General features: G+C 49.4%; 17 protein-coding genes and 4 pseudogenes. 6 read left to right on the forward strand and 15 right to left on the reverse strand.

Annotation, left to right across the window (positions count from 1 at the left end; genetic code table 11):
* Nucleotides 1-54: 54 nt before the first annotated feature.
* On the reverse strand, nucleotides 55-1,566 hold the full coding sequence (locus tag IG609_RS13485) for a CoA-acylating methylmalonate-semialdehyde dehydrogenase (RefSeq protein WP_193400892.1): 1,512 nt from the start codon (nucleotides 1,564-1,566) through the stop codon (nucleotides 55-57).
* Nucleotides 1,567-1,894: 328 nt separating this feature from the next.
* Between IG609_RS13485 and IG609_RS13490 the strand changes: the two genes are divergently transcribed.
* Nucleotides 1,895-2,752: a MurR/RpiR family transcriptional regulator gene (locus tag IG609_RS13490; protein ID WP_010281425.1), complete on the forward strand. Its 858-nt coding sequence runs from the start codon at nucleotides 1,895-1,897 to the stop codon at nucleotides 2,750-2,752.
* A gap of 40 nt (nucleotides 2,753-2,792) precedes the next feature.
* Nucleotides 2,793-3,086 (forward strand): annotated as a pseudogene (locus IG609_RS13495) (IS1 family transposase); the annotation flags it as partial.
* A 76-nt stretch (nucleotides 3,087-3,162) separates the two neighbouring features.
* Here the strand turns inward: IG609_RS13495 and licT are convergent.
* The 8 genes from licT to gndA all read right to left on the reverse strand — a co-directional run bounded on the left by licT (nucleotide 3,163) and on the right by gndA (nucleotide 12,703).
* Nucleotides 3,163-3,999 carry a BglG family transcription antiterminator LicT gene (licT, locus tag IG609_RS13500; protein WP_193398981.1) on the reverse strand — a complete coding sequence of 279 codons (837 nt, stop codon included), beginning with the start codon at nucleotides 3,997-3,999 and terminating at the stop codon, nucleotides 3,163-3,165.
* 296 nt (nucleotides 4,000-4,295) lie between these two features.
* Entirely contained in the window at nucleotides 4,296-5,924 is a 1,629-nt protein-coding gene (locus tag IG609_RS13505; RefSeq protein ID WP_193400894.1) for a S53 family peptidase, read from the reverse strand.
* Between the two features lie 18 nt (nucleotides 5,925-5,942).
* Nucleotides 5,943-6,500, reverse strand: coding sequence for a chorismate mutase (locus IG609_RS13510; RefSeq protein WP_193398983.1), 558 nt, complete (start codon nucleotides 6,498-6,500; stop codon nucleotides 5,943-5,945).
* Between the two features lie 389 nt (nucleotides 6,501-6,889).
* Nucleotides 6,890-9,028: a YjbH domain-containing protein gene (locus tag IG609_RS13515; protein WP_193400896.1), complete on the reverse strand. Its 2,139-nt coding sequence runs from the start codon at nucleotides 9,026-9,028 to the stop codon at nucleotides 6,890-6,892.
* Nucleotides 9,025-9,807: a capsule biosynthesis GfcC family protein gene (locus IG609_RS13520; protein ID WP_193400898.1), complete on the reverse strand. Its 783-nt coding sequence runs from the start codon at nucleotides 9,805-9,807 to the stop codon at nucleotides 9,025-9,027. Before IG609_RS13520 ends, IG609_RS13515 begins: the two co-directional genes overlap by 4 nt.
* Nucleotides 9,808-9,816: 9 nt before the next feature.
* Nucleotides 9,817-10,494, reverse strand: a complete 678-nt coding sequence (locus tag IG609_RS13525) for a YjbF family lipoprotein (protein WP_193400901.1) — start codon at nucleotides 10,492-10,494, stop codon at nucleotides 9,817-9,819.
* Nucleotides 10,495-10,569: 75 nt separating this feature from the next.
* Nucleotides 10,570-10,848, reverse strand: a complete 279-nt coding sequence (locus IG609_RS13530; RefSeq protein WP_193400904.1) for a hypothetical protein — start codon at nucleotides 10,846-10,848, stop codon at nucleotides 10,570-10,572.
* 448 nt (nucleotides 10,849-11,296) lie between these two features.
* A complete protein-coding gene (gene gndA / locus IG609_RS13535) occupies nucleotides 11,297-12,703 on the reverse strand; it encodes an NADP-dependent phosphogluconate dehydrogenase (protein WP_193400906.1) in 1,407 nt (468 codons plus the stop codon).
* Nucleotides 12,704-12,949: 246 nt separating this feature from the next.
* On the opposite strand from gndA, the gene IG609_RS13540 reads away from it, so the two are divergent.
* Together IG609_RS13540 and IG609_RS13545 are read left to right on the forward strand one after the other, a co-directional pair.
* Nucleotides 12,950-13,567 carry a plasmid pRiA4b ORF-3 family protein gene (locus tag IG609_RS13540; RefSeq protein ID WP_193400908.1) on the forward strand — a complete coding sequence of 206 codons (618 nt, stop codon included), beginning with the start codon at nucleotides 12,950-12,952 and terminating at the stop codon, nucleotides 13,565-13,567.
* 113 nt (nucleotides 13,568-13,680) lie between these two features.
* The gene (locus tag IG609_RS13545) at nucleotides 13,681-13,881 is read left to right on the forward strand and encodes a hypothetical protein (RefSeq protein ID WP_193400909.1); all 201 of its coding nucleotides are present in this window, start codon (nucleotides 13,681-13,683) and stop codon (nucleotides 13,879-13,881) included.
* A gap of 142 nt (nucleotides 13,882-14,023) precedes the next feature.
* Here IG609_RS13545 and IG609_RS13550 read toward each other — a convergent pair whose 3' ends face one another.
* From IG609_RS13550 to IG609_RS13565, 4 genes and pseudogenes are all read right to left on the reverse strand, one after another.
* On the reverse strand, nucleotides 14,024-14,920 hold the full coding sequence (locus IG609_RS13550) for a sugar phosphate nucleotidyltransferase (RefSeq protein ID WP_010296806.1): 897 nt from the start codon (nucleotides 14,918-14,920) through the stop codon (nucleotides 14,024-14,026).
* 232 nt (nucleotides 14,921-15,152) lie between these two features.
* Nucleotides 15,153-15,432, reverse strand: a pseudogene (locus tag IG609_RS13555) (type II toxin-antitoxin system YafQ family toxin).
* Between the two features lie 3 nt (nucleotides 15,433-15,435).
* Nucleotides 15,436-15,696, reverse strand: a complete 261-nt coding sequence (locus IG609_RS13560) for a type II toxin-antitoxin system RelB/DinJ family antitoxin (protein ID WP_193400911.1) — start codon at nucleotides 15,694-15,696, stop codon at nucleotides 15,436-15,438.
* 212 nt (nucleotides 15,697-15,908) lie between these two features.
* A complete protein-coding gene (locus IG609_RS13565) occupies nucleotides 15,909-16,445 on the reverse strand; it encodes an Rpn family recombination-promoting nuclease/putative transposase (protein ID WP_193400913.1) in 537 nt (178 codons plus the stop codon).
* Nucleotides 16,446-16,542: 97 nt separating this feature from the next.
* Between IG609_RS13565 and IG609_RS13570 the strand changes: the two genes are divergently transcribed.
* A protein-coding gene (locus tag IG609_RS13570; protein WP_193400964.1) for an IS3 family transposase occupies nucleotides 16,543-17,750 on the forward strand; the annotation gives its coding sequence in 2 pieces (ribosomal slippage) (nucleotides 16,543-16,864 and nucleotides 16,864-17,750; 1,209 coding nt in all).
* A 37-nt stretch (nucleotides 17,751-17,787) separates the two neighbouring features.
* Here IG609_RS13570 and IG609_RS13575 read toward each other — a convergent pair.
* Nucleotides 17,788-18,030: pseudogene (locus tag IG609_RS13575) on the reverse strand (Rpn family recombination-promoting nuclease/putative transposase); the annotation flags it as partial.
* Here IG609_RS13575 and IG609_RS13580 point away from each other — a divergent pair.
* Nucleotides 18,026-18,394 (forward strand): annotated as a pseudogene (locus IG609_RS13580) (integrase core domain-containing protein); the annotation flags it as partial. The pseudogenes IG609_RS13575 and IG609_RS13580 sit on opposite strands and share 5 nt — an antisense overlap.
* Nucleotides 18,395-18,608: 214 nt before the next feature.
* Here IG609_RS13580 and IG609_RS13585 read toward each other — a convergent pair.
* The gene (locus tag IG609_RS13585) at nucleotides 18,609-19,706 is read right to left on the reverse strand and encodes an EpsG family protein (RefSeq protein ID WP_193400915.1); all 1,098 of its coding nucleotides are present in this window, start codon (nucleotides 19,704-19,706) and stop codon (nucleotides 18,609-18,611) included.

The raw sequence follows: 19,706 nt of genomic DNA on the forward strand, positions 1-19,706 counted from the left end.
ATTGATGCAGCCCATTTTCGGCTCTTGTTATCGTTACCAACGTGACATACATCCTCACTCCAGCGTGGGCATGATGAAGCTGCTGGCGTGGTGTTCCAGACGGACGCTGGCGGGCCAGCGGCTGGTGACGGTTTTCATACGGGTGTAGAAGCGTACGCCGTCGCTGCCGTGAACATTCAGCGGCCCAAAAATGGAGCGCTTCCAGCCGCCGAAGCTGTGGAACGCCATCGGAACCGGAATCGGGACGTTCACACCGACCATACCGGCCTGCACCTCTTCGCAGAATTGACGCGCCGTTTCGCCGTCACGGGTAAAAATAGCGGTACCGTTGCCGTATTCATGGTTGTTAATCAGCGTCACCGCCGTCTGGTAATCCGGCACGCGCACCACGGACAGCACCGGGCCAAAAATTTCTTCCTGATAGATCTTCATCTCTGGCGTGACGTTGTCGAACAGCGTCGGCCCGATAAAGTAACCTTGCGGGTGCCCTTGAACAGATAGCGTGCGACCATCGATACGCAGCGTCGCGCCCTGATCGACGCCGCTTTGAATATAGTCGGCAATCTTCGCCCGGTGCGGTGCGCTGATCACCGGCCCCATTTCATTTTCCTGCCCGTCCACCAGGCCTGGCCCGACGCGCATTGCTTTGATCTGTGCGCTCAGACGCTGATGCAGCGCTTCCGCCGTGTCATCACCAACGGCGACCACCACCGACAGCGCCATGCAACGCTCGCCCGCCGCACCAAACGCCGCGCCCATAATCGCGCTGGCGGCCATATCCATGTCGGCATCCGGCATCAGGATACAGTGGTTTTTCGCCCCGCCCAGCGCCTGACAGCGCTTACCGTGCGCCGACGCCGTCTGATAAATGTATTCCGCCACCGGCGTCGATCCCACAAAGCTCACCGCCTGCACGCGCGGATCGGTCAGCAGGACGTCTACCGCTTCTTTATCTCCCTGAACGACGTTAAACACGCCGTCCGGCAGACCCGCTTCTTTCAGCAGTTGCGCTAACAGCAGCGAGAGCGACGGATCTTTCTCCGACGGCTTAAGCACAAAGGTATTACCGGTCGCCAACGCAATCGGGAACATCCACATTGGCACCATCGCTGGGAAGTTGAACGGCGTAATCCCGACGCACACGCCGAGCGGCTGCATGAGTGAATGGCTATCCACTCCGGTACCGACATTCGCCGAGTGTTCACCTTTTTGCAAATGGGGAATACCGCAGGCAAATTCAACGACTTCCAGACCGCGCGTCACCTCCCCCACGGCATCGGAATAGACCTTGCCGTGCTCCTGTGAAATCAGCCGGGCCAGCGTATCCATGCGTTCTTCCAGCAGCGCTTTGAAGCGAAACAGCACGCGTGCACGGCGCAGCGGAGAATGTTTTGACCACGCAGGGAATGCCGCCGCCGCGCTGGCAATAGCCTGCTCGACTTCCGCCTTATCAGACATCACAACCTGGCGAATCTGCTCGCCCGTCGCAGGGTTGTAAACCGCGGCGTAGCGCTGGCTGGTGCTGGAGGCAATCGCCCCCTGAATGAAGTTAGATACGGTTTCCATGTTTACACCTTTGTGGGTTTTGAGGAGACAAACGGCTGCTATCGGATTACAGTATATGAAATGAATATTCCATTTAATGTAAAAATAAAATAAATGTTGATTATTGTGATCCGCTGCGAATTTTTATGTAAACTTGAAGACAGCTGTCCATAAAGGCAGGCGAGCAGCCTCTGAAAATAGCCGTATCGATAAAAGGTGTGCCGCCGGAAATGTCGTACAGATAAAACAGCCGTATCCAGAAATGAATTTTCTGTTCCGTTTCAGGCGCCAGTCATGCAATCGCCCCTAATGGGATAGGTTCTTATACGTCTTTGGGAGATAACCCGATATGCCCATGGCAACCAGCCTGAGAGAATTACAGGAACAGATCCGCGAGCGTTATGATTCGCTCAGCAAGCGGTTACAGCAGGTAGCGCACTATGTGCTGGATAATACCAACAGCATCGCTTTCGATACCGTCGCGGTGATCGCCGAGCGCGCTGACGTTCCTCCCTCAACCTTGATTCGCTTCGCCAACGCTTTTGATTTCAGCGGTTTCAACGAAATGAAACAGCTGTTCCGTATGAATCTGGTGGAAGAAACCGCCAGCTATACCGATCGGGCGCGGCTGTTTCGAGCGATGGAAGCGGATGCCGTGCCAGAAACGCCGCTGGATATTCTGCATGAGTTTGCCCGCTCAAACGCGCAGGCGATGCAACAGCTAGCGGCACGTACCCCGCAAGAGGATCTGCAAAAAGCCGTCGATTTGCTGGCTCAGGCGGAAACGATTTATATCGTCGGGCTGCGGCGCTCGTTCAGCGTCGCCACTTACCTCACCTATGCGCTTAGTCATTTGGAAAGCAGCCCCATTCTGGTTAACGGGCTGGGAGGCATGTTTCGCGAACAGCTCAGCCGTGTCAGTTCACGCGATGTGGTGGTTTCCATCAGCTTCTCGCCCTACTCACAGGAAACCGTGATGGTCAGCGAGATGGCCGCGAAGGCCGGTGCGCGGCAAATCGTGATTACCGACAGCCAGATCAGTCCGCTGGCAACGCTCAGTGACGTTTGCTTTGTCGTGAAGGAAGCGCAGGTTGATGCGTTCCGTTCACAGTCCGCCACGCTGTGTCTGGTGCAGTCGCTGATGGTATCGCTGGCCTACCGGCAGGGAAACGGCGCAGATCAGAGTGAAAAACAGCAGCGCGGCTAGTCGGAGACGTCGCTAACTGGTTATTCGTCGTGCTGGGTGTGGCAGCCTGACCTACTTCGGTCCACGCACCGATGAGACATGTCGGGAGTTGCTGGCCCTTTTGACGCCGTTCAGCATTGGCATGATAACCAGTGATAACTGGGGCAACTATGCCAGAGAAGTACCGAAAGATAAGCATCTGACGGGTAAAATCTTTCCGCAGTGCATTGAGCGTAACAACCTGACTTTCCGTAACCGAATCAAGAGGCTGGCTCGCAAAACGATTTGCTTCTCGCATTCAATAGAGCTCCACGAAAAAGCCATTGGAGACTTCATCGAAAAATATATGTTCTACTCATTGGAGGCATTACCTAATTTTCGTTATGTATCGATTATTACCGCAGGTGTACCCGTCATCATAGCCCATGTTATTAAGCTTGGGAGGGTTGTAACCGATTAATATGAATAGTCAAAAACATGATCTCATCGGTGGTGAGATGGCAGGCGTAATTTTTTTCCACATAGTCATACACCTTCATCGCACAGGCATAGGCCCGCGGCATCAATTCAGTGATCCCCTGATAGATAGAATCGTCGCCGTGGTTCACGGTTTCCCGATTTAGCAAACGCAGAGCGAAAAATTTCAGATGCGTAATCAAGCGCTGATAATTAAGCGAATGTTCATCAAATGTGATGTGTAGATCATATTTCAGAATGGTCAGAATATCTTTAATGATACCCGCGCTTTGCACCGTGCTCTGCATATCGCTGTTATTCGTTGCATTTGCCAAATGCAGCGCAATAAACCCCGCTTCATCCTCCGGCAAATCGATATCCAGTCTGGTGCGAATCAGTTCCAGTGCCTCTAACCCAACGGTAAATTCACTGCGATAGAACTGGCGAATATCCCACAGCATCAGGTTCTTGATCGTCTGCCCTTTCTTATAGCGTTGAATAGCAAAGTTAATATGGTCGCTTAAGGCCAGAAATAACGTGTCCTGGACATCAAGCCGTAGCGTTTTTTGCGCCAGAGTAATAATCTGCTGCGTGACCGCCAGACAGTCGGGCGGAATGTCCGCCAGCAGTTGTGACAGCACATCCGCTATGCCGTCGCTTTTCTTCACGAACTGGCTTTCTATGCGCCGCGGATCGATAGGATCACCCACTTTCTTGCCAAAGCCGACGCCTTTACCAATCACCACAATTTCCCGTTGGTCATCTGCCAGCACCAGAACGGCGTTATTGCTCAGTATTTTTTCAATGATCATCGCATCAGCCGTCCTATCTGACGGGAAGGCGCGCTGGCCTTACCTGCTGTTTTGCACTTTGGAAACGTATAGCCTATTCGCGTTAACAAAAAAAAACCTGATACCAACATGTCTGAATAACATGCGTCGTATCAGGTTTCGCTCGGATCCAGGCCCGATCACGTCCTTCTTATCGGGTTATATCTACTAACCGCCCCAGACTCAAACCGAGGTCGGGCAATCTGTGATGAATATCACCGATAATGTCCTCACCTGAGCAGGCGTGTCCCTGTGCCAGCCCTCTCAGGCATGCAGACTCACCGCCCGTGTCCGTCGTCGCTGTCGTGCACGCCATTACCATTGAGCCTCACGAGTCGCTGCAACAGCCTGAGCAACGTCATTCCATCCGGCGACCCCAGCCCCGTACAGGCGTCCCACCCTTCAGAGGCCACAAAGGCCCCATTATTTCCCCGCACAATATCCTTGCAGCTATTACAGTTACGGTACAACAAGGGAGGAATAAACAGCGAGGCCGAATGGGTTAACGCGAGCATACGTGCCAGCAATCCCGCCCACAGCGGTGCAACAGCGCTGGTTCCCCCAACAACGCCTTCCCGTCCGTTAACTTCTATCAGATAGCCAGTTTCGGGATCGGCATTACCGCTGACGTCCGGTACGCCACGGTGTTGCAAAGGATGATGACCGCCATATTTGTCGACCAGAGACATCCCTAACTGCCAACCGGGCAACGCGAAGTGCCGGCTGACGCCACCGCCTGTCGCGCCGCCGTCTCGGCTATGCCAGGTGGTTTCTTCCATCGATTTTTGCAAGCGAGTGCCGCCACAGGCTAAAACGTAGGGGCTGGATGCGGGGAAATCGACGTGCAAACCATGTGGTTCGCCATCCTTTGAGCCGTGATCGCCAGACGCCACGCACACCGTAATCCCTAGCGCCGCGGCGGTCTGAAAGGCTAGGTTGTACACCTGTAATGACTGCGCAGTCCAGCGTGGTTCACTGGATCCCCAGCTAATCGAAATCACCGACGGTGCATTTTTCTCATCATGAATCGCCGCGTTAATCGCCTCTAAAAACCCAGAATCGGTATTCGGAGCAAAATACACCACAATTTTAGCGGCAGGTGCCAATGTACCCGCAATTTCGATATCCATCTGTACTTCGATATCTGTCGGGTTCACCTCTTTGTCGCCATCTGAGGAAGCAAGGGCATTCTTAGCGCCGCCCACACAAATATCAACGATCTGCGGCGGTTTGACGCCCATGCGTTTAAAATAGTGCTCTAACTGCGGTAAGCGATACCCGCCCCCCAATTCAATAATGCCAATACACTGCCCCGCGCCGTCATGTTCTGGAAAGTGGTAAAACTCCGCCAACTCGAGTGGCGTATAGCCTGATACTCCTTTGGCCGTATTGGAGAAGGCATCGTTCATACGTAGGCAACAGTTTGTCGCCAGACGCTCATCAAGGCCTAGTACGGCGATAACTACGCCTTGTAGGTATTCAGGCAGATAAATTCCCCCTGCTCTGCCACGAAATGCCCCCTGTTTGTGGTCATACCGGGCCAAGCTCACGCGAAATGCCTGCTCCATTTGCGCCACTGTCCCCGTCAAGAAGACGGTACGGCTGGCAACATGTTCACGCTCGACAGATAGCCGATAATGTCGCGCAAACGCACGGACATGCTCTAGATCGGCCTCATCAGCGCCGAACTTTCTGGCATAACTGGCGCGCGACAGCGGTTTATTGGCGTTGATGCCACCAAATTGCGGATCGATGCTATCGTGTAGTTCGGTGTAATACTCATCATCTGGCGTCGTAAAACGCAACACCAGCATGACTCTAACATTTTCATTAACATCGCAGCGTTCGCGGTACACGGCGTCAGCGATATTTCCGCGTTCACTCCCTTTCAATAATTGGTAAGTCATCGTCTTCTCTCCACTCAGCTATTTTCCGTCTGGTTCAATTTGACTCAATGCCGCATAAATCTGGCGTTTGTCGTTCTGTGACAGATGCTCAACATTAATAGAAGAAAGAAACGTCGCCTCTTGCTGAGGCGCAAAATGCCCGCCATTCGCAAGATAACGTTTAATACTCACCAAGAGCTGGTCATCAATCGTGAGTAGCGTGGGTCTAATGGTGTCGTTCAGCGAAAGCGGCGTCCAGTCGCTCTCCGGTGTCGCAAGCCAATCCGCCATGTAACGATACTGAATCGCTTTGCTGGCATTCATTAATGAAGTAAAAAACAGCGGTGTACTCTGAGGGGATAAGCCAACGGCAGCAGATTGCTCCCGTGCCTTACTCAAGATACGTTCCTCTTGTTTTAGATCCTCAACGGGCAGGTGTTGACGAGCCTTATACCCCGCAACATCTTTCATCAACACCATCCGCTCCTGAATCAGTTGATAGATACCAAGAGGATTATCCTGTGCTGTGGCATAGAAAGGAACAGACCAAACAGCGCTCATCATTAACGAGATAACAGCGGAAATAGGCAAATTCATCGGGTTGCACTCTCCTATTAGCACTACCATGAAGATCTATGGCTATGTTTTATTTCGCCATTGCGGCAGGAGATAATAGGTTTTGCTATATGAATCTTCCATGACGAAACTATTTCAACCGTTACCCACAGGAAACATTTCTTCTTAAAAATCGCCCAGCCCGTCGCGATATCCGCCATTAAGTTGCTAAATTACAAGCAAATTAAGAATTAAGCCCCAAAAGCGCAATCCTCACCATTCGATGATTAAGATACAAACGATAACCAAATGAAATAGTTCACATTAGTTACCAGATGAATTAACTCCGCAAAGCCAACACGCACAAAAAAGCCCGTCGTGGCACCTGACCATGACGGGCTTGATTAATACCCTAAACGCGCGGAGATCGATTAGTGCTCGGTGAGACCATACAGCGAGCTACGGCGCTGTAGCATTTGACCACCGTCACGCGTCAGCGGCACCCAACCGACGGCCCCACGTTTCACCGTCGGTTCAGTGAACAGCAGATCAAACGGTATGGAGACGTAGAAGCCTTTGCTGAAGCTCCCTTCACCGTATTCAGCGGCGCTGACGTTGGTTTTGGTTGCAAAGGCACCCGCAACAATCCCGCTGTCAAAGCGGCGAGACAGATCGAGGGTAACCCCTTTGTCCCCTGCCAGATAACGGCCCACACTCACTTTCGCCACCGCGCCTTCCACAAACGGCAATTCCCAGTACGCGGTCAGATGGCCTGTCACCACATCGTAATCGGCCATTCTCATGATGTCGTTCCAGTCACGCTGTTTGACGTAGTTAACATCCATCCCCAGCGCCCAGCTTTTACCAAACGGCCGATACAGCACCTCAGAGCCGACACCCGCGTACATCATTTCCAGATAGCCGCCGTAGACCTGGGTATACCAGTCCTGCGCAGGGTTATCCCTACGAGTTAATTGCAGATTGGTCAACAATAGATCGGAAGAGGTCACATATTCACGCACCCAGGTTCTGACGCGTGGCAGCGCAGCCCCATCCGCCGGCGGCGTTTTGTAATTGAACTTGTCGTAGTTATCCAACAGATTCAGCGTCGCGGTTCCCCCGACGCTCCAGTGATCGCTGAGACGATAATCAACGTTACCTTTCAGAGCAATCTGGTACATGTAGAAGGATTCAGGGCCACCGAAAGACTGTGTCAGCGTTGGATCTAATGAGTACGTCAGACGATCGGGCTCTGCGAGCAACACCTGCTGACCACGAACATCGGATACCAGCTCTTTACGATGAGTTTCAGGTTCTGGTTGACCCAGTGGGACGGCGGCCTGCTTAACCTGATGGAACGCTTTGGCATCCACCTCCGTGCTGGCAATCGGTAGACGCTGGCTGCGCTGAACAATGTGGTATTCATCAATACTACCCGGTACATGATTCGCCAATACCGTCGCCGCACGCTGTGTTGCCTGATCGCTGTCACGATATTTTGTCTGATCGGCAACAATGGTGACCTGTTTTTGGTCCGCGTAGATATCGGCATCCTTAAAGCCGGCCTTATCATTCAGCTCTTTCGAAACGAGCTGCCAGTTTGTCCCTTTGCCATCCTGCACCGGCGCATAGACGGGTGGTGCATCGTCTAAGTAGTTCGGCTTCAGATCATTGAAATTAGTACGTAGGGTAAAGCCCCACATCAGGGTGTTGCCGCGTTGCCACGATAACGTGGTATCTAGCACATCGCCGACGCGATAGACTGCGCCGATGTTGAAAGGAGAATCTTGTTTGATTTTTTCACTACGGTAACGATCGGCAAACTCTCGGCTGTAATCATTGGCATCATACTCCAACTTTAAGCGCAGCGGATCCCACGGTGTCTGGTACTCAATTCCGCCAAACAACGCGGCTGGGCCATGGAAAAAATTTCCGACCTCAAATTGGCCACCTTTACCTGAATAACCCTCGCTACGCTGACAGAAGCTGGCTTTCAGTGAACAAGCGGGATTTTTGATATTACGACTCTCAGCCATATTGCCCCATCCCATCCCTAAGGTGAAATCAAACGAGCCGATACGCTTACTAGCCACCAGATATTCACTATCAAACAGCCCTGTACCCGCAATATCGCGTAATCCTACGGAGACCTGCGGTAGCCAATAACTTTCTTGCCACAATCTCGCTTTTATATCAAATCCTTTATCTTTATGGGTTTGATTGCCACTAAAACCAGAACTGAAACTGTACGGTGCAGTACGAGTATCGGTATAGCGTACAGAGGTTTCCAGCCAGTCAAAGAGCTGGAGGGAGATGGAGTAGCGTCGGTATTCTTCGTTATCACGGTAATTCAGGCTAAACTCGCCCGTTTCAGCCATACGCGCCGTAGGCATCTGTAATAGACCTGTGCCACCAAAATCAGACTGCGAGACTCCCGCAGGCTGAAAGCGCAGATTCGGGTTGGTCGCAGTACGGGGGCTTGCGGTTTCAGCCGCCATCGCCTGTGCACTCAAGATGCTGCCAATCGCCAACGACAGACAGCCTAGTTTAACGTTTCTATTCTTTGTCATTCGAGTGGCGTCCGGTTAGCGAGATAGTCAGCAAGCTGATCGTTAAGTGATGACATATCCTGAGGCAACACTGAGGGGTTAAAACCAATAAAGAGCGTTTCTCCCGCAGCGGGTTCAACGTGCTGACGATTCCACAGCGCCAGCGGCACTTTGCGCCACTTGCCATTTCCCGCGATCAGATAACCATAACTGTTATCCGCTCCCGCAAGGAGCCGACGTCCAGAAAGATAATTTTCGACCGACCATCCGGCACGCAGCGCCACGTTCCCCGATGTCTCTAGTTCCCCCACATCGGCGGAGGTATTGACCAGACCGAGCAGGGACAGCGTGTCATGATGAGGTGCCACATACAGTGCATATTCCCCCACCAGAGGGCGATTATTTTCTGCATATACGCGCACGCGGTCAGGATCCAAATCTGTGCGGATACGCCCAGCAACATTAATCGGATTAATGGTCTTTCTCAGCAGCCAAGCGGAGATCGCCAGATCGCCATCGCCTGAATTTCGCCAGCGCGTTTCCAATTCCGCCAGCTTTTGCAGTAAGACATCCCCTTGCGCGCGTACTTTCTGCGTCGTCGCAAAATCAGAAATAAATGCGGTTTGCCAGTTAATATTCTGTGGCCAGGGAACCTGTTCGTAAAATTTTTCAAGACGCGTACCGTCGTCGAGTTTAACGACAGCGACCGTCTCTTGAGGCGATTTCACCGTCAGTTGCGCAGACGTCGCAACGCCGGAAACCAGCAGCAACAAGGTCGCGATACGATTGAGTGCCAACATTGCAGCCCCTTATTGTGCGTAGGGTTTTAATACGGTGAATGTAACCAATGCCATACTCGGCCCCATATACTGCTGGCTTTGAACCACACTTCCGTTAGTCGGATCAAGCCAGTAACTGTTGGTGTAAGATTTATTCAACGCAGGGACGATGACCTGCTCATCAAAGCGCAGCAACTCACGTGAGGTATCCAGAATTTTTACGATTTCTTTGCCATGAGCCTGAAAAACGGACCGAGTATCGTAACCCCCACGGAAGACCTGAGCCCATTCAACTCGACTTTGCCATGTCATTGGCGTCGATGTCTTCAACAGGCCTAACGTCAGGGGATCCTGGTGCAGGTTATCCACATAGGTAATGTCTTCGCCGAAGCCCTGTGTTTTCACCAGGCGGCCATGTTGGGTCGATACCATATTTTTATCGGCCCCAATCCATTTCAGTTGGTTCTGTTCAGCAAAAGCGAGCACGACAAACGCCTGTGGTGCCTTACCCACTTTCAGGTAAGCTGATGCATACGGTGTATTGGCAACCTGTTTGGCCGTCACATGGGTATCATCCTGGCCCCAAAATGCCAGTTTGAAGGTTTTGCCCACTTGCTCCATATTTTGGGAACAACCAGTCAACAGAATTGAGAAAAGAGGGATAGCAATCAGCGCTTTCATTTCTGCTATTCGTTTTATTCTTGTCATGCGATGAAGTTCTCGTTGAACCGCGTAGCCCAGAAAAAGAAAGGCCACCGAAGTGGCCTTGGGAGTAGTGAGACGTTAGGTTCTCGTCGTCGTTGTCGTAGTATTGTTGTTGTCATTGCTGGCAACAGCAACAGCTACACCAACAGCGACAGCCGCCGCAACACCGACTGCAATCAGTGCAGTGGTACCCGCAGCAGCACCGGCACCCGCAGCACCAGCAGCAACACCAACGCTTGCGCTGGTCGTCGTGGTGGTCGTGGTACCCGCAGCCGTTGCGCTGGAGACGCCATCAACAGCAAACGCGTTTGACGACATAGCCAGTACCGCAGCCAGCGTGATTAACGTTTTCTTCATTACGATTTCCTTTTAAACATGAAGTACTTCAGGGTGGGGTACCGTCAAAAAGACCATACCCCGTCCTTCATTCCAGCCAGCACAACGGCAAAACGCTCTATTTTTGCGTCGTTACCGACCGTTACTGGGATCCTCCCAGTAATGCGTTACCGTTCAATGGCGATCAAACCATCGATGAGATCAAACCACCTCTGATAAGCAACACCAGAAAGCAAAACTACAACTCGATTTTTGCAATACAATTAAAAATAGCAAGATCCCGATGTAATAAACAGCAATGATCTCGGTAAAAAAGCAGATTTCTTTAATGAAATTTACAGTATTGCAGAAAAAAAGTCATAGATATCTTAACGATATCCATGTATTCATTCAGCACTATAAAAAACGCCAGATATTTCCTAATCTGGCGTTTTATTAACAAACCGTGCTATCTAAGCATAAGAAACGATTATTCCAGCCATTCGGTATGGAATACGCCTTCTTTATCCGTACGCTTATAAGTATGAGCACCGAAATAGTCACGCTGGGCCTGAATCAGGTTAGCGGGCAGCACGGCAGAACGGTAGCTGTCGTAATAAGCAATGGCAGCAGAGAAGGTTGGCGTCGGGATACCTTGCTGAACCGCGTAAGAGACAACGTCGCGCAGTGCTTGCTGGTATTCGTCCGCCACTTGCTTGAAGTAAGGCGCCAACAACAGGTTCGCGATATCCGCTTTCTGCTCATACGCATCGGTGATTTTCTGCAGGAATTGCGCACGGATGATGCAACCCGCGCGGAAAATCTTGGCGATTTCACCGTAGTTCAGATCCCAGTTGTTCTCGTCTGATGCCGCTTTCAGCTGTGAGAAGCCCTGAGCATAAGAAACAATTTTACCTAGATACAGCGCACGGCGCACTTTCTCAACAAACTCAGCTTTATCACCACCGAATGGCTGAGCCGTCGGGCCAGTCAGCACTTTAGACGCAGCAACACGCTGATCTTTCAGTGAAGATAGGTAGCGGGCAAAAACGGATTCCGTGATCAGAGACAGCGGTTCGCCCAGATCCAGAGAACTTTGGCTAGTCCATTTACCCGTGCCTTTGTTAGCCGCTTCATCCAGAATCACGTCAACCAGATAGTTGCCTTCTTCATCTTTTTTCTTGAAGATATCGGCAGTGATTTCAATCAGGTAACTACTTAACTCGCCTTTGTTCCACTCAGAGAACGTTGTAGCAAGCTCGTCGTTGTTCAGATTCAGTGCCTGCTTGAGCAATGCATAGGCTTCAGCAATCAGCTGCATATCGCCGTATTCAATGCCGTTGTGCACCATCTTGACGTAGTGACCAGCACCATCAGCACCAATGTAGGTCACACAGGCTTCGCCGTCAGCACGCGCGGCAATCTGCTCCAGAATTGGGGCAACCAGTTCATACGCTTCTTTCTGGCCGCCCGGCATGATGGAAGGTCCTTTCAGCGCGCCTTCTTCCCCACCAGATACGCCTGTACCGATGAAGTTAAACCCTTCAGCGGACAGTTCGCGGTTACGGCGAATCGTATCTTTATAGAAGGTGTTACCGCCATCGATCAGAATATCGCCTTTTTCCAGATAAGGTTTCAGCGATTCAATCGTTTTATCGGTTGCTTCACCGGCCTTCACCATCAGCAGAATACGGCGGGGTTTTTCCAGGGATTCGACAAACTCTTCAACGGTGTAAGACGGCACCAGTTTTTTACCCGGATTTTCCGCGATAACTTCATCGGTTTTATCGGAAGAACGGTTAAAGATGGAAACGCTATAGCCACGGCTCTCAATGTTCAGCGCCAGATTGCGCCCCATCACCGCCATACCGACAACGCCAATTTGCTGTTTGGACATTAAAGCAACTCCTGTCTGAAGGATAACCTGCCTGCAACGGCGACAACGCCTCGCATTGCGACCTCACAAGCAATTTAAAAACAGGCCGACATGGTAACTCAGCTTGGCGTGAGTGTGTAGTGATTGGTTTGATAGCGAAAATGCCTAAAAGTAAAAACACAATTTATTCGGCAGCACACTGTGCTATACAACATATTCTGCTTCATTTAGCATCAATGAGTCACTCCTATCAAAAGAGAGCTCATCATGTCGCTAAAACGCTACCAGCTAAAAGTTTCACTCTTGGATTCGCAACCAACTATCTGGCGACGTGTTGTCGTTCCTGCCAACATCACGCTTGACCGGCTACATGATGTGTTGCAAATCGTCATGGGATGGGAAGACAGCCATCTGCATGAATTCATGTATAAAAAACAGCGCTTCACTGATACGTTCAATGATCTTGACCACAGTGACAATGTTGAGGAAGAGAGCCTGCATCGCCTGGATACACTGCTAAAACGCAAAGGCAGCTCACTGCACTATGTGTATGACTTTGGCGATAGCTGGGAACACGTTATTGAGCTGGAAAATAGCGCTTATCCTGACGATGATGAATCAGGTTTTCTCCATTGCCTCGGCGGAGAAGGGGGCTGCCCACCGGAAGATTGCGGCGGGATTCCGGGTTATTTCCGGCTACGCGAGGTTCTTAACGATCCTGAGCATGAAGAACATGAAGAGACGTTGGAATGGCTTGGCATCCCAGAGGAATTCCATGCTCTGGCTCCCGAATTCTTGCTTCATTTTGATGAAAACCTGATCAATAGCGAATTATTTCAATACGCTAAATGGTCTCGCGATCGTATGTTGCCATGGTTTGAATAGAGCCGAGAGTAAACTCAGCCCTGCCTGCACAGGCACGCCTTCAGGGCCGACGCGCCTAATTTGAAGGCGCAAAAAAGTGGTTGTATAATGAACAAAATTAGACGGGGGGACATATGATAAGAGTTGCCGATTATCCACAAATGAAAGACTGTGCTTGGTATCTAGCCCCTGATGCCCAGTTTAACGATCGTGAAGCACTCAATTTCTACGAGCGTAACTGGAAATATATTGAACAGAATAAACTCACTGTCGATGAAAAACAGCTCATTAGGCGGCTTGCCAATGAAGTAGGAAACGGTTTTCTCAATGTCTGAATTTCAATTGGCACATCATAACCGCATCGCAAAAGTTCTTAGCGCGTTTTCCCCGAGCCGGTCGATCCAGATAATTACTTATTCCAGTATTGAAAAACTAAACCGCAGATGCTCTACCTGCGGTTTAATCCTATCTACAATATTACTTTTTCAGCAGCGCCTTAATACTTTCTTTAAATTCGGCACCAAACTCAGGATTGCGTAACCCATAGGACACAAATGCCTGCGCATAACCCAATTTACGGCCGCAGTTAAAGTTCTTGCCTGACATTTGCACAGCATCAACCTGCTGCGTCGCAATCATGTCGGCAATGACATCCGTTAACTGAATACGTCCCCATGCGCCGGGGAGCGCTTTTTCCAGCAGTGGCCAGGCATCGGCCGTTAATACATAACGCCCGACCGCAGAAAGATCAGACCCCGTTTCAGAGGGTGCCTCAGGTTTTTCAATCATAGACGTAATCGCTGCGGCATCGCCCGGGTTCACCAGCGGTTTGTCACAATCGACGACAGAATACTCAGGCAACACCTCATAAGGACGATGCTTCACCAGCACCTGGCTACGCCCTGTTTCTTCAAAGCGAGAGATCAGCAGCGCCAGGTTTTCCTTCGTCTGATCGGCCGTGCTTTCATCCAGCACCACATCCGGCAACACCACCACAAACGGACTATCACCAATGATTGGGCGAGCACAGGAGACCGCATGCCCTAACCCCAGCGTTTCCCCCTGGCGAACGTTCATGATCGTCACACCTTTCGGGCAGATAGACTGTACTTCGGCCAGCAGTTGACGCTTGGCGCGTTCTTCCAGCAGAGATTCAAGCTCAAATGAGGTATCGAAGTGGTTTTCAATTGCGTTTTTAGACGCATGCGTCACCAGAACAATTTCTTTAATCCCCGCCCTCACACACTCGTTGACGATTTTCTCAATCACAGGGCGGTCAACCAATGGCAACATTTCCTTAGGAATGGCCTTGGTCACGGGTAACAAATTCATCCCTAAACCTGCTACAGGGATAATAGCTTTCAATGATGTCATGGATTGACTCTCTTCAATCTGATGGTTTTTATCTGGCGAACGATTTTGTTTTATCGAACACTTTTCACTTAGCAGCGTAATCTCACAACGCCATGCATGACACTAAGATTACACCCAATCTGTGACAAAGCGATCTCAGGTATCTGACTTTTTCTGACGCGCTGGAATATTCCGTTTTTATCATCATGCAGGTAAAGAACATTCCTCAACAAAATCGTCTTTATGAATCTATTTAGAAAAGGTCTGATTGCGTCCCTGTACGTTCAAAACGCAAAACATCATCGGTCAGTTTGTAAATTAAGAAGCCAATCCGGTTCGATATGCGCATCTCTGTAACCTTTATAATTCCCCTGAAGAGGATGATCCTGATATTCCTGTGGCAACGGTAGTTTGTCTTCAAGCAAAAGCTGCATAAGCCTTTTAAGCTTGCTCATATCTTTATGTCGCCGTTGCGCTTTCTTTATATCACGCTGAAATTGGCCAGAATACGCAATTTCCCTTTGCTTTTTCATCCATTAAATCCCTAATTTTTCAAACAGATCGTCGGCGTCTTTTGCTGTATGGACGTCAACCCCTTTCTCGCTGTCAGCCATCGCTTGTGCGGTAAGTTTGTTAGGGACATGCATATCAAATGGAAGCGCTTTTTCTTTAGCAACTTTCGTTAGCGTTATTCTCACCAGATCCGATACCGTCAACCCCATGCTAGCCAACACTTCTGCGGCTTCATTTTTAAGATTCTCATCAATACGAGCACGTACAAATGCATTTGCAGCCATGATATTTTCCTCGATTTAATAACCCTAAGATTGTAGCTCAATTGAGCTACACAAGAAACGATACACTTGACCTGCATTCAGTGACGCATCCGCTCTTCGCCACATCAGACAGTTCTGACGTGATGAAAAAGCGTATGTTACAGAAGAGCTAGATAGGATAAGGATAAGGATAAGGATAAGGATAAGGATAAGGATAAGGATAATAGCGTTTTTTAGTGTTTGATCTGTTCCAACTCTTCGGAAGACAGCCCTGTCATTCGCATGACAGAAAAACGGTCAATGCCATTTTCTAACATAGCACGCGCGACTTCACGTTTACCTTCGAGACGACCCTCACTCATCCCCTTATTGAGCCCCTCCGTCATCCCCTCGGCTAGTCCTTCGGTATGACCCTCAATACGCGCTTTCTGTTCTAGTTTCTGTGCGATAGTCATAAGGACTTCCTCATGTTGTGGTGACCGATAGACCAGAGTCTGTAGGAATAACTCAGGTTCGCTGGTGTCGCCAGTTTGCAGCATCCAATTCAACAAAGTGACCAATTGTTCGCCTGTAGTGTACCCATCCAACAATAGCGTGACCAGTTGTTCCGTTAGGTCGACCAGATCTCGCTGGCGGATATGCTTGAGCAACAACTCCAGCATTGCCATACGCAGGTGTTGCATGATGTTATCATCGTCTAATACGCCAACATCAACCAACGGGAAAGCGCCTGTATACAATTGTCGGGCAATCTCTGGTTCACTGAACAATGACAGTGATGTAGCCCCCTGAAACACCAGACAGTAGCTGTATCTCCAGATAAGAGATAGGCTTGAATATATGTCTAACACTAACGCCAATTTTAAGATGAACGGGATCCTTTTAGGGCAAGTAGTCCGTAAACGTAAGACTCCTCAGGAGAAAATCGCCATTATCCAGCAGACGATGGAGCCCGGCATGAATGTCTCCCACGTCGCACGCCTGCACGGTATTCAGCCCAGCCTGCTGTTCAAGTGGAAGAAGCAATATCAGGAAGGCAGTCTCACCGCCGTAACGGCCGGAGAGGAAGTCGTTCCTGCTTCAGAGCTCACTGCTGCGCTGAAGCAGATCCGGGAGCTCCAGCGGCTTCTGGGTAAGAAGACGATGGAAGTTGAGATCCTGAAAGAAGCCGTGGAGTACGGTCAGTCGCGAAAATGGATAGCGCACGCGCCCTTGTTGCCAAAGGACGGGGAATAGCTCTGGTCAGCCGCGCCATGAGCGTGTCGCGTGCGCAACTATCACTGCGGGTGAAGCGTTCTGCCGACTGGCAGGACAGGCGTTGTAACCGGCGTAATGACGAAGCAGACGCTGAAATACTGTCGGGTATCCTCGATATCATCAGCGATATGCCGAGTTATGGCTATCACCGCGTGTGGGGTATCCTGCGTAAGCAACGTCGTGCAGAAGGGCTGCCGCCGATCAATGCCAAACGGCTTTACAGGATCATGAGCGAGCATAACCTGCTGTTATTACATGACAAACCAGAGCGGCTGAAACGTGAGCATCAAGGTAAAATCGCGGTTGCGGAAAGTGATATGCGCTGGTGCTCAGATGGCTTTGAGTTCGGCTGCGATAATGGTGAAAAACTGCGTGTAACGTTCGCGCTGGACTGCTGCGACCGCGAGGCCATAGACTGGGCAGCGAGCACGGGAGGCTACGACAGCTCAACCGTGCAGGATGTCATGCTGAGGTCGGTAGAAAAGCGCTTCGGCGATAAGTTGCCGGACACAGCGGTGCAGTGGCTGACGGACAACGGTTCCGCGTATACCGCGCATGAAACGCGGAGGTTCGCCAGAGAGCTGAATCTGGAGCCGTGTACAACAGCGGTGAGCAGCCCGCAGAGTAATGGCATGGCGGAACGGTTCGTGAAGACGATGAAGGAAGACTATATCGCGTTCATGCCAAAACCGGATGTGAGAACAGCGCTGCAAAACCTTGCAGCAGCGTTCACGCATTACAATGAAAATCACCCGCACAGTGCGCTGGGATACCTTTCTCCACGAGAATACCGGCAACAGCGGGCATCGTTAACTTAAGATACAAAAGCTGTCCGTAGATGGCGGGTCAAGATCAACTGAACAATGACAGCCAGTTTAGCGAGAAAGGCCAAGGGCTGGCACGACCATGACAGAACAACAGAGGAATGACCAGTGGCAATGTTTTGTGCCCTGCATCCAAATGACGTTGCATGGCAGCAACAGCGTAGCGCATCAAACGAAACGCCATATGGCTATCCGAACTACTCTGGTGCTCAATGAGGCAGTAAATATATCCCTCCCCACTTGCCGTATGCAGAGAATAGAGAACATCGGTAAATATCACGCCGTCTCATAGCAGACCCCGTGTCAGTAATGATAACGCGTATTCAGAGTCGTTGTTCCGGACACTGAAATATGTTCCACAGTGGCCGTCGTCGGGGTTCAGAACGCTGAGTGAAGCTCGTCAGTGGGTGGATAAATTTACCCGCTGGTACAACGAAGAGCATCGTCACAGCGGGATACGATATGTGACGCTGGGACAGCGTCACCGTGGCGAAGATAATGCCCTGCTGAAGCAGCGTGATGACCTGTACCGGACGGCACAGAAAGCGCACCCGGAGCGCTGGTCAGGCAAAACGAGAAACTGGCAGTCGGAAGGTCCGGTAACACTGAATCCGGAGCGGGAAACACAGGCCGCTTAACTTAACCAGGGGTGACAGCTACCTTGACACTTACTGGGGTAGAACCGACTCTCTGTAAACCTGACAAATAGCTGGGCCATAGAAGGCTATTGCAATAATGGAGCCAGAGAGTACGGATGTTCATCAGGACTCATGAAGCAGGATATATGTGTGACTACTTTGTCAGAAAGAGATCTGCCCATGCTTGCACTGGGTCGGTGTCCATATAAACTATTTAAGAATCATAGAATCTACTAGCGTAAATTATGAAAAAAGTCCAGAAAAAACCCGTCACTACTATAAATAAAGGTAACTTATATTTTTTAGGTTTATATAACATACTGTGCAAGGTAATGAAAATAAGATTTATTTGTACGAACATTAATATTCTATAGGCAAACATATAAACACCAAATATCATCATTAGCATACAACCAATCGTTGTGAACATTGCACATTTATACAAACCTTCAATAAATGCATTTTGTTTATAAGAATCAGCACCTAGTAACAACAAAATAAAACTATAAAGGGCCGATGCAACAAATAAACCACGTACAAAAATGACATACAGCTCTCTACCACCATTTCCGTTCAGCATATCATGTTCAATAGAAAATAAATAATAATCTAGTTTAAAGTATATATATGCCAAGAAGGGCTCATCCCAATCCAACTGAGAAGCAACAATGATAATTATTAAGAAAAAAGAAAAAAGAAAAAACAACGCTCGAACATTGAATTTAATTTTAAAAATAAAAATAAATGGCAATATAATAAAAGCACTAGTATGTAGCATTATTGCAAAAATTGCCGTCATCAAACATTTTAAATTTTTTTTATCGTAAAAAAACCATAACGCGAGAAATACGAAACAACTTGCAGCAAAGGCGCGAACCCCATTTATTTCATATTGGTATAATATTAATAAAAAAAGACAATAAAAAAATGCAGATACTGACACTGAAAACAAACATGTTTTTCTATAGACCCAGATAATCGCAAGTGAAGGTAAAAAAGCGGAGAGAAAGAAAAACACATAATGCTTGTTCATACCTATGGTTTTTAAAATAGTAATAAAATTAAACCATAATACTTCTATCCTAAAACCATTGACAACCTGAAGCATATCCCATGAAAATTGTGGTACTACAGCAGTATAAATACTAATATATTCAGCTGTATCATCACCAATTGTTCTTAAACTTAAGAAAATGGAATATATAACAAAAATCAGAAAAAACAATTTTTCATTAGTTTTATTTGCCACAAATAAAAAAGCAAAAACAAATATAATGAAAAGAACAGCTGATAAATCGAGAATTCGGATCAC

This window comes from Pectobacterium quasiaquaticum (assembly GCF_014946775.2).
GTDB classification, from domain to species: domain Bacteria; phylum Pseudomonadota; class Gammaproteobacteria; order Enterobacterales; family Enterobacteriaceae; genus Pectobacterium; species Pectobacterium aquaticum.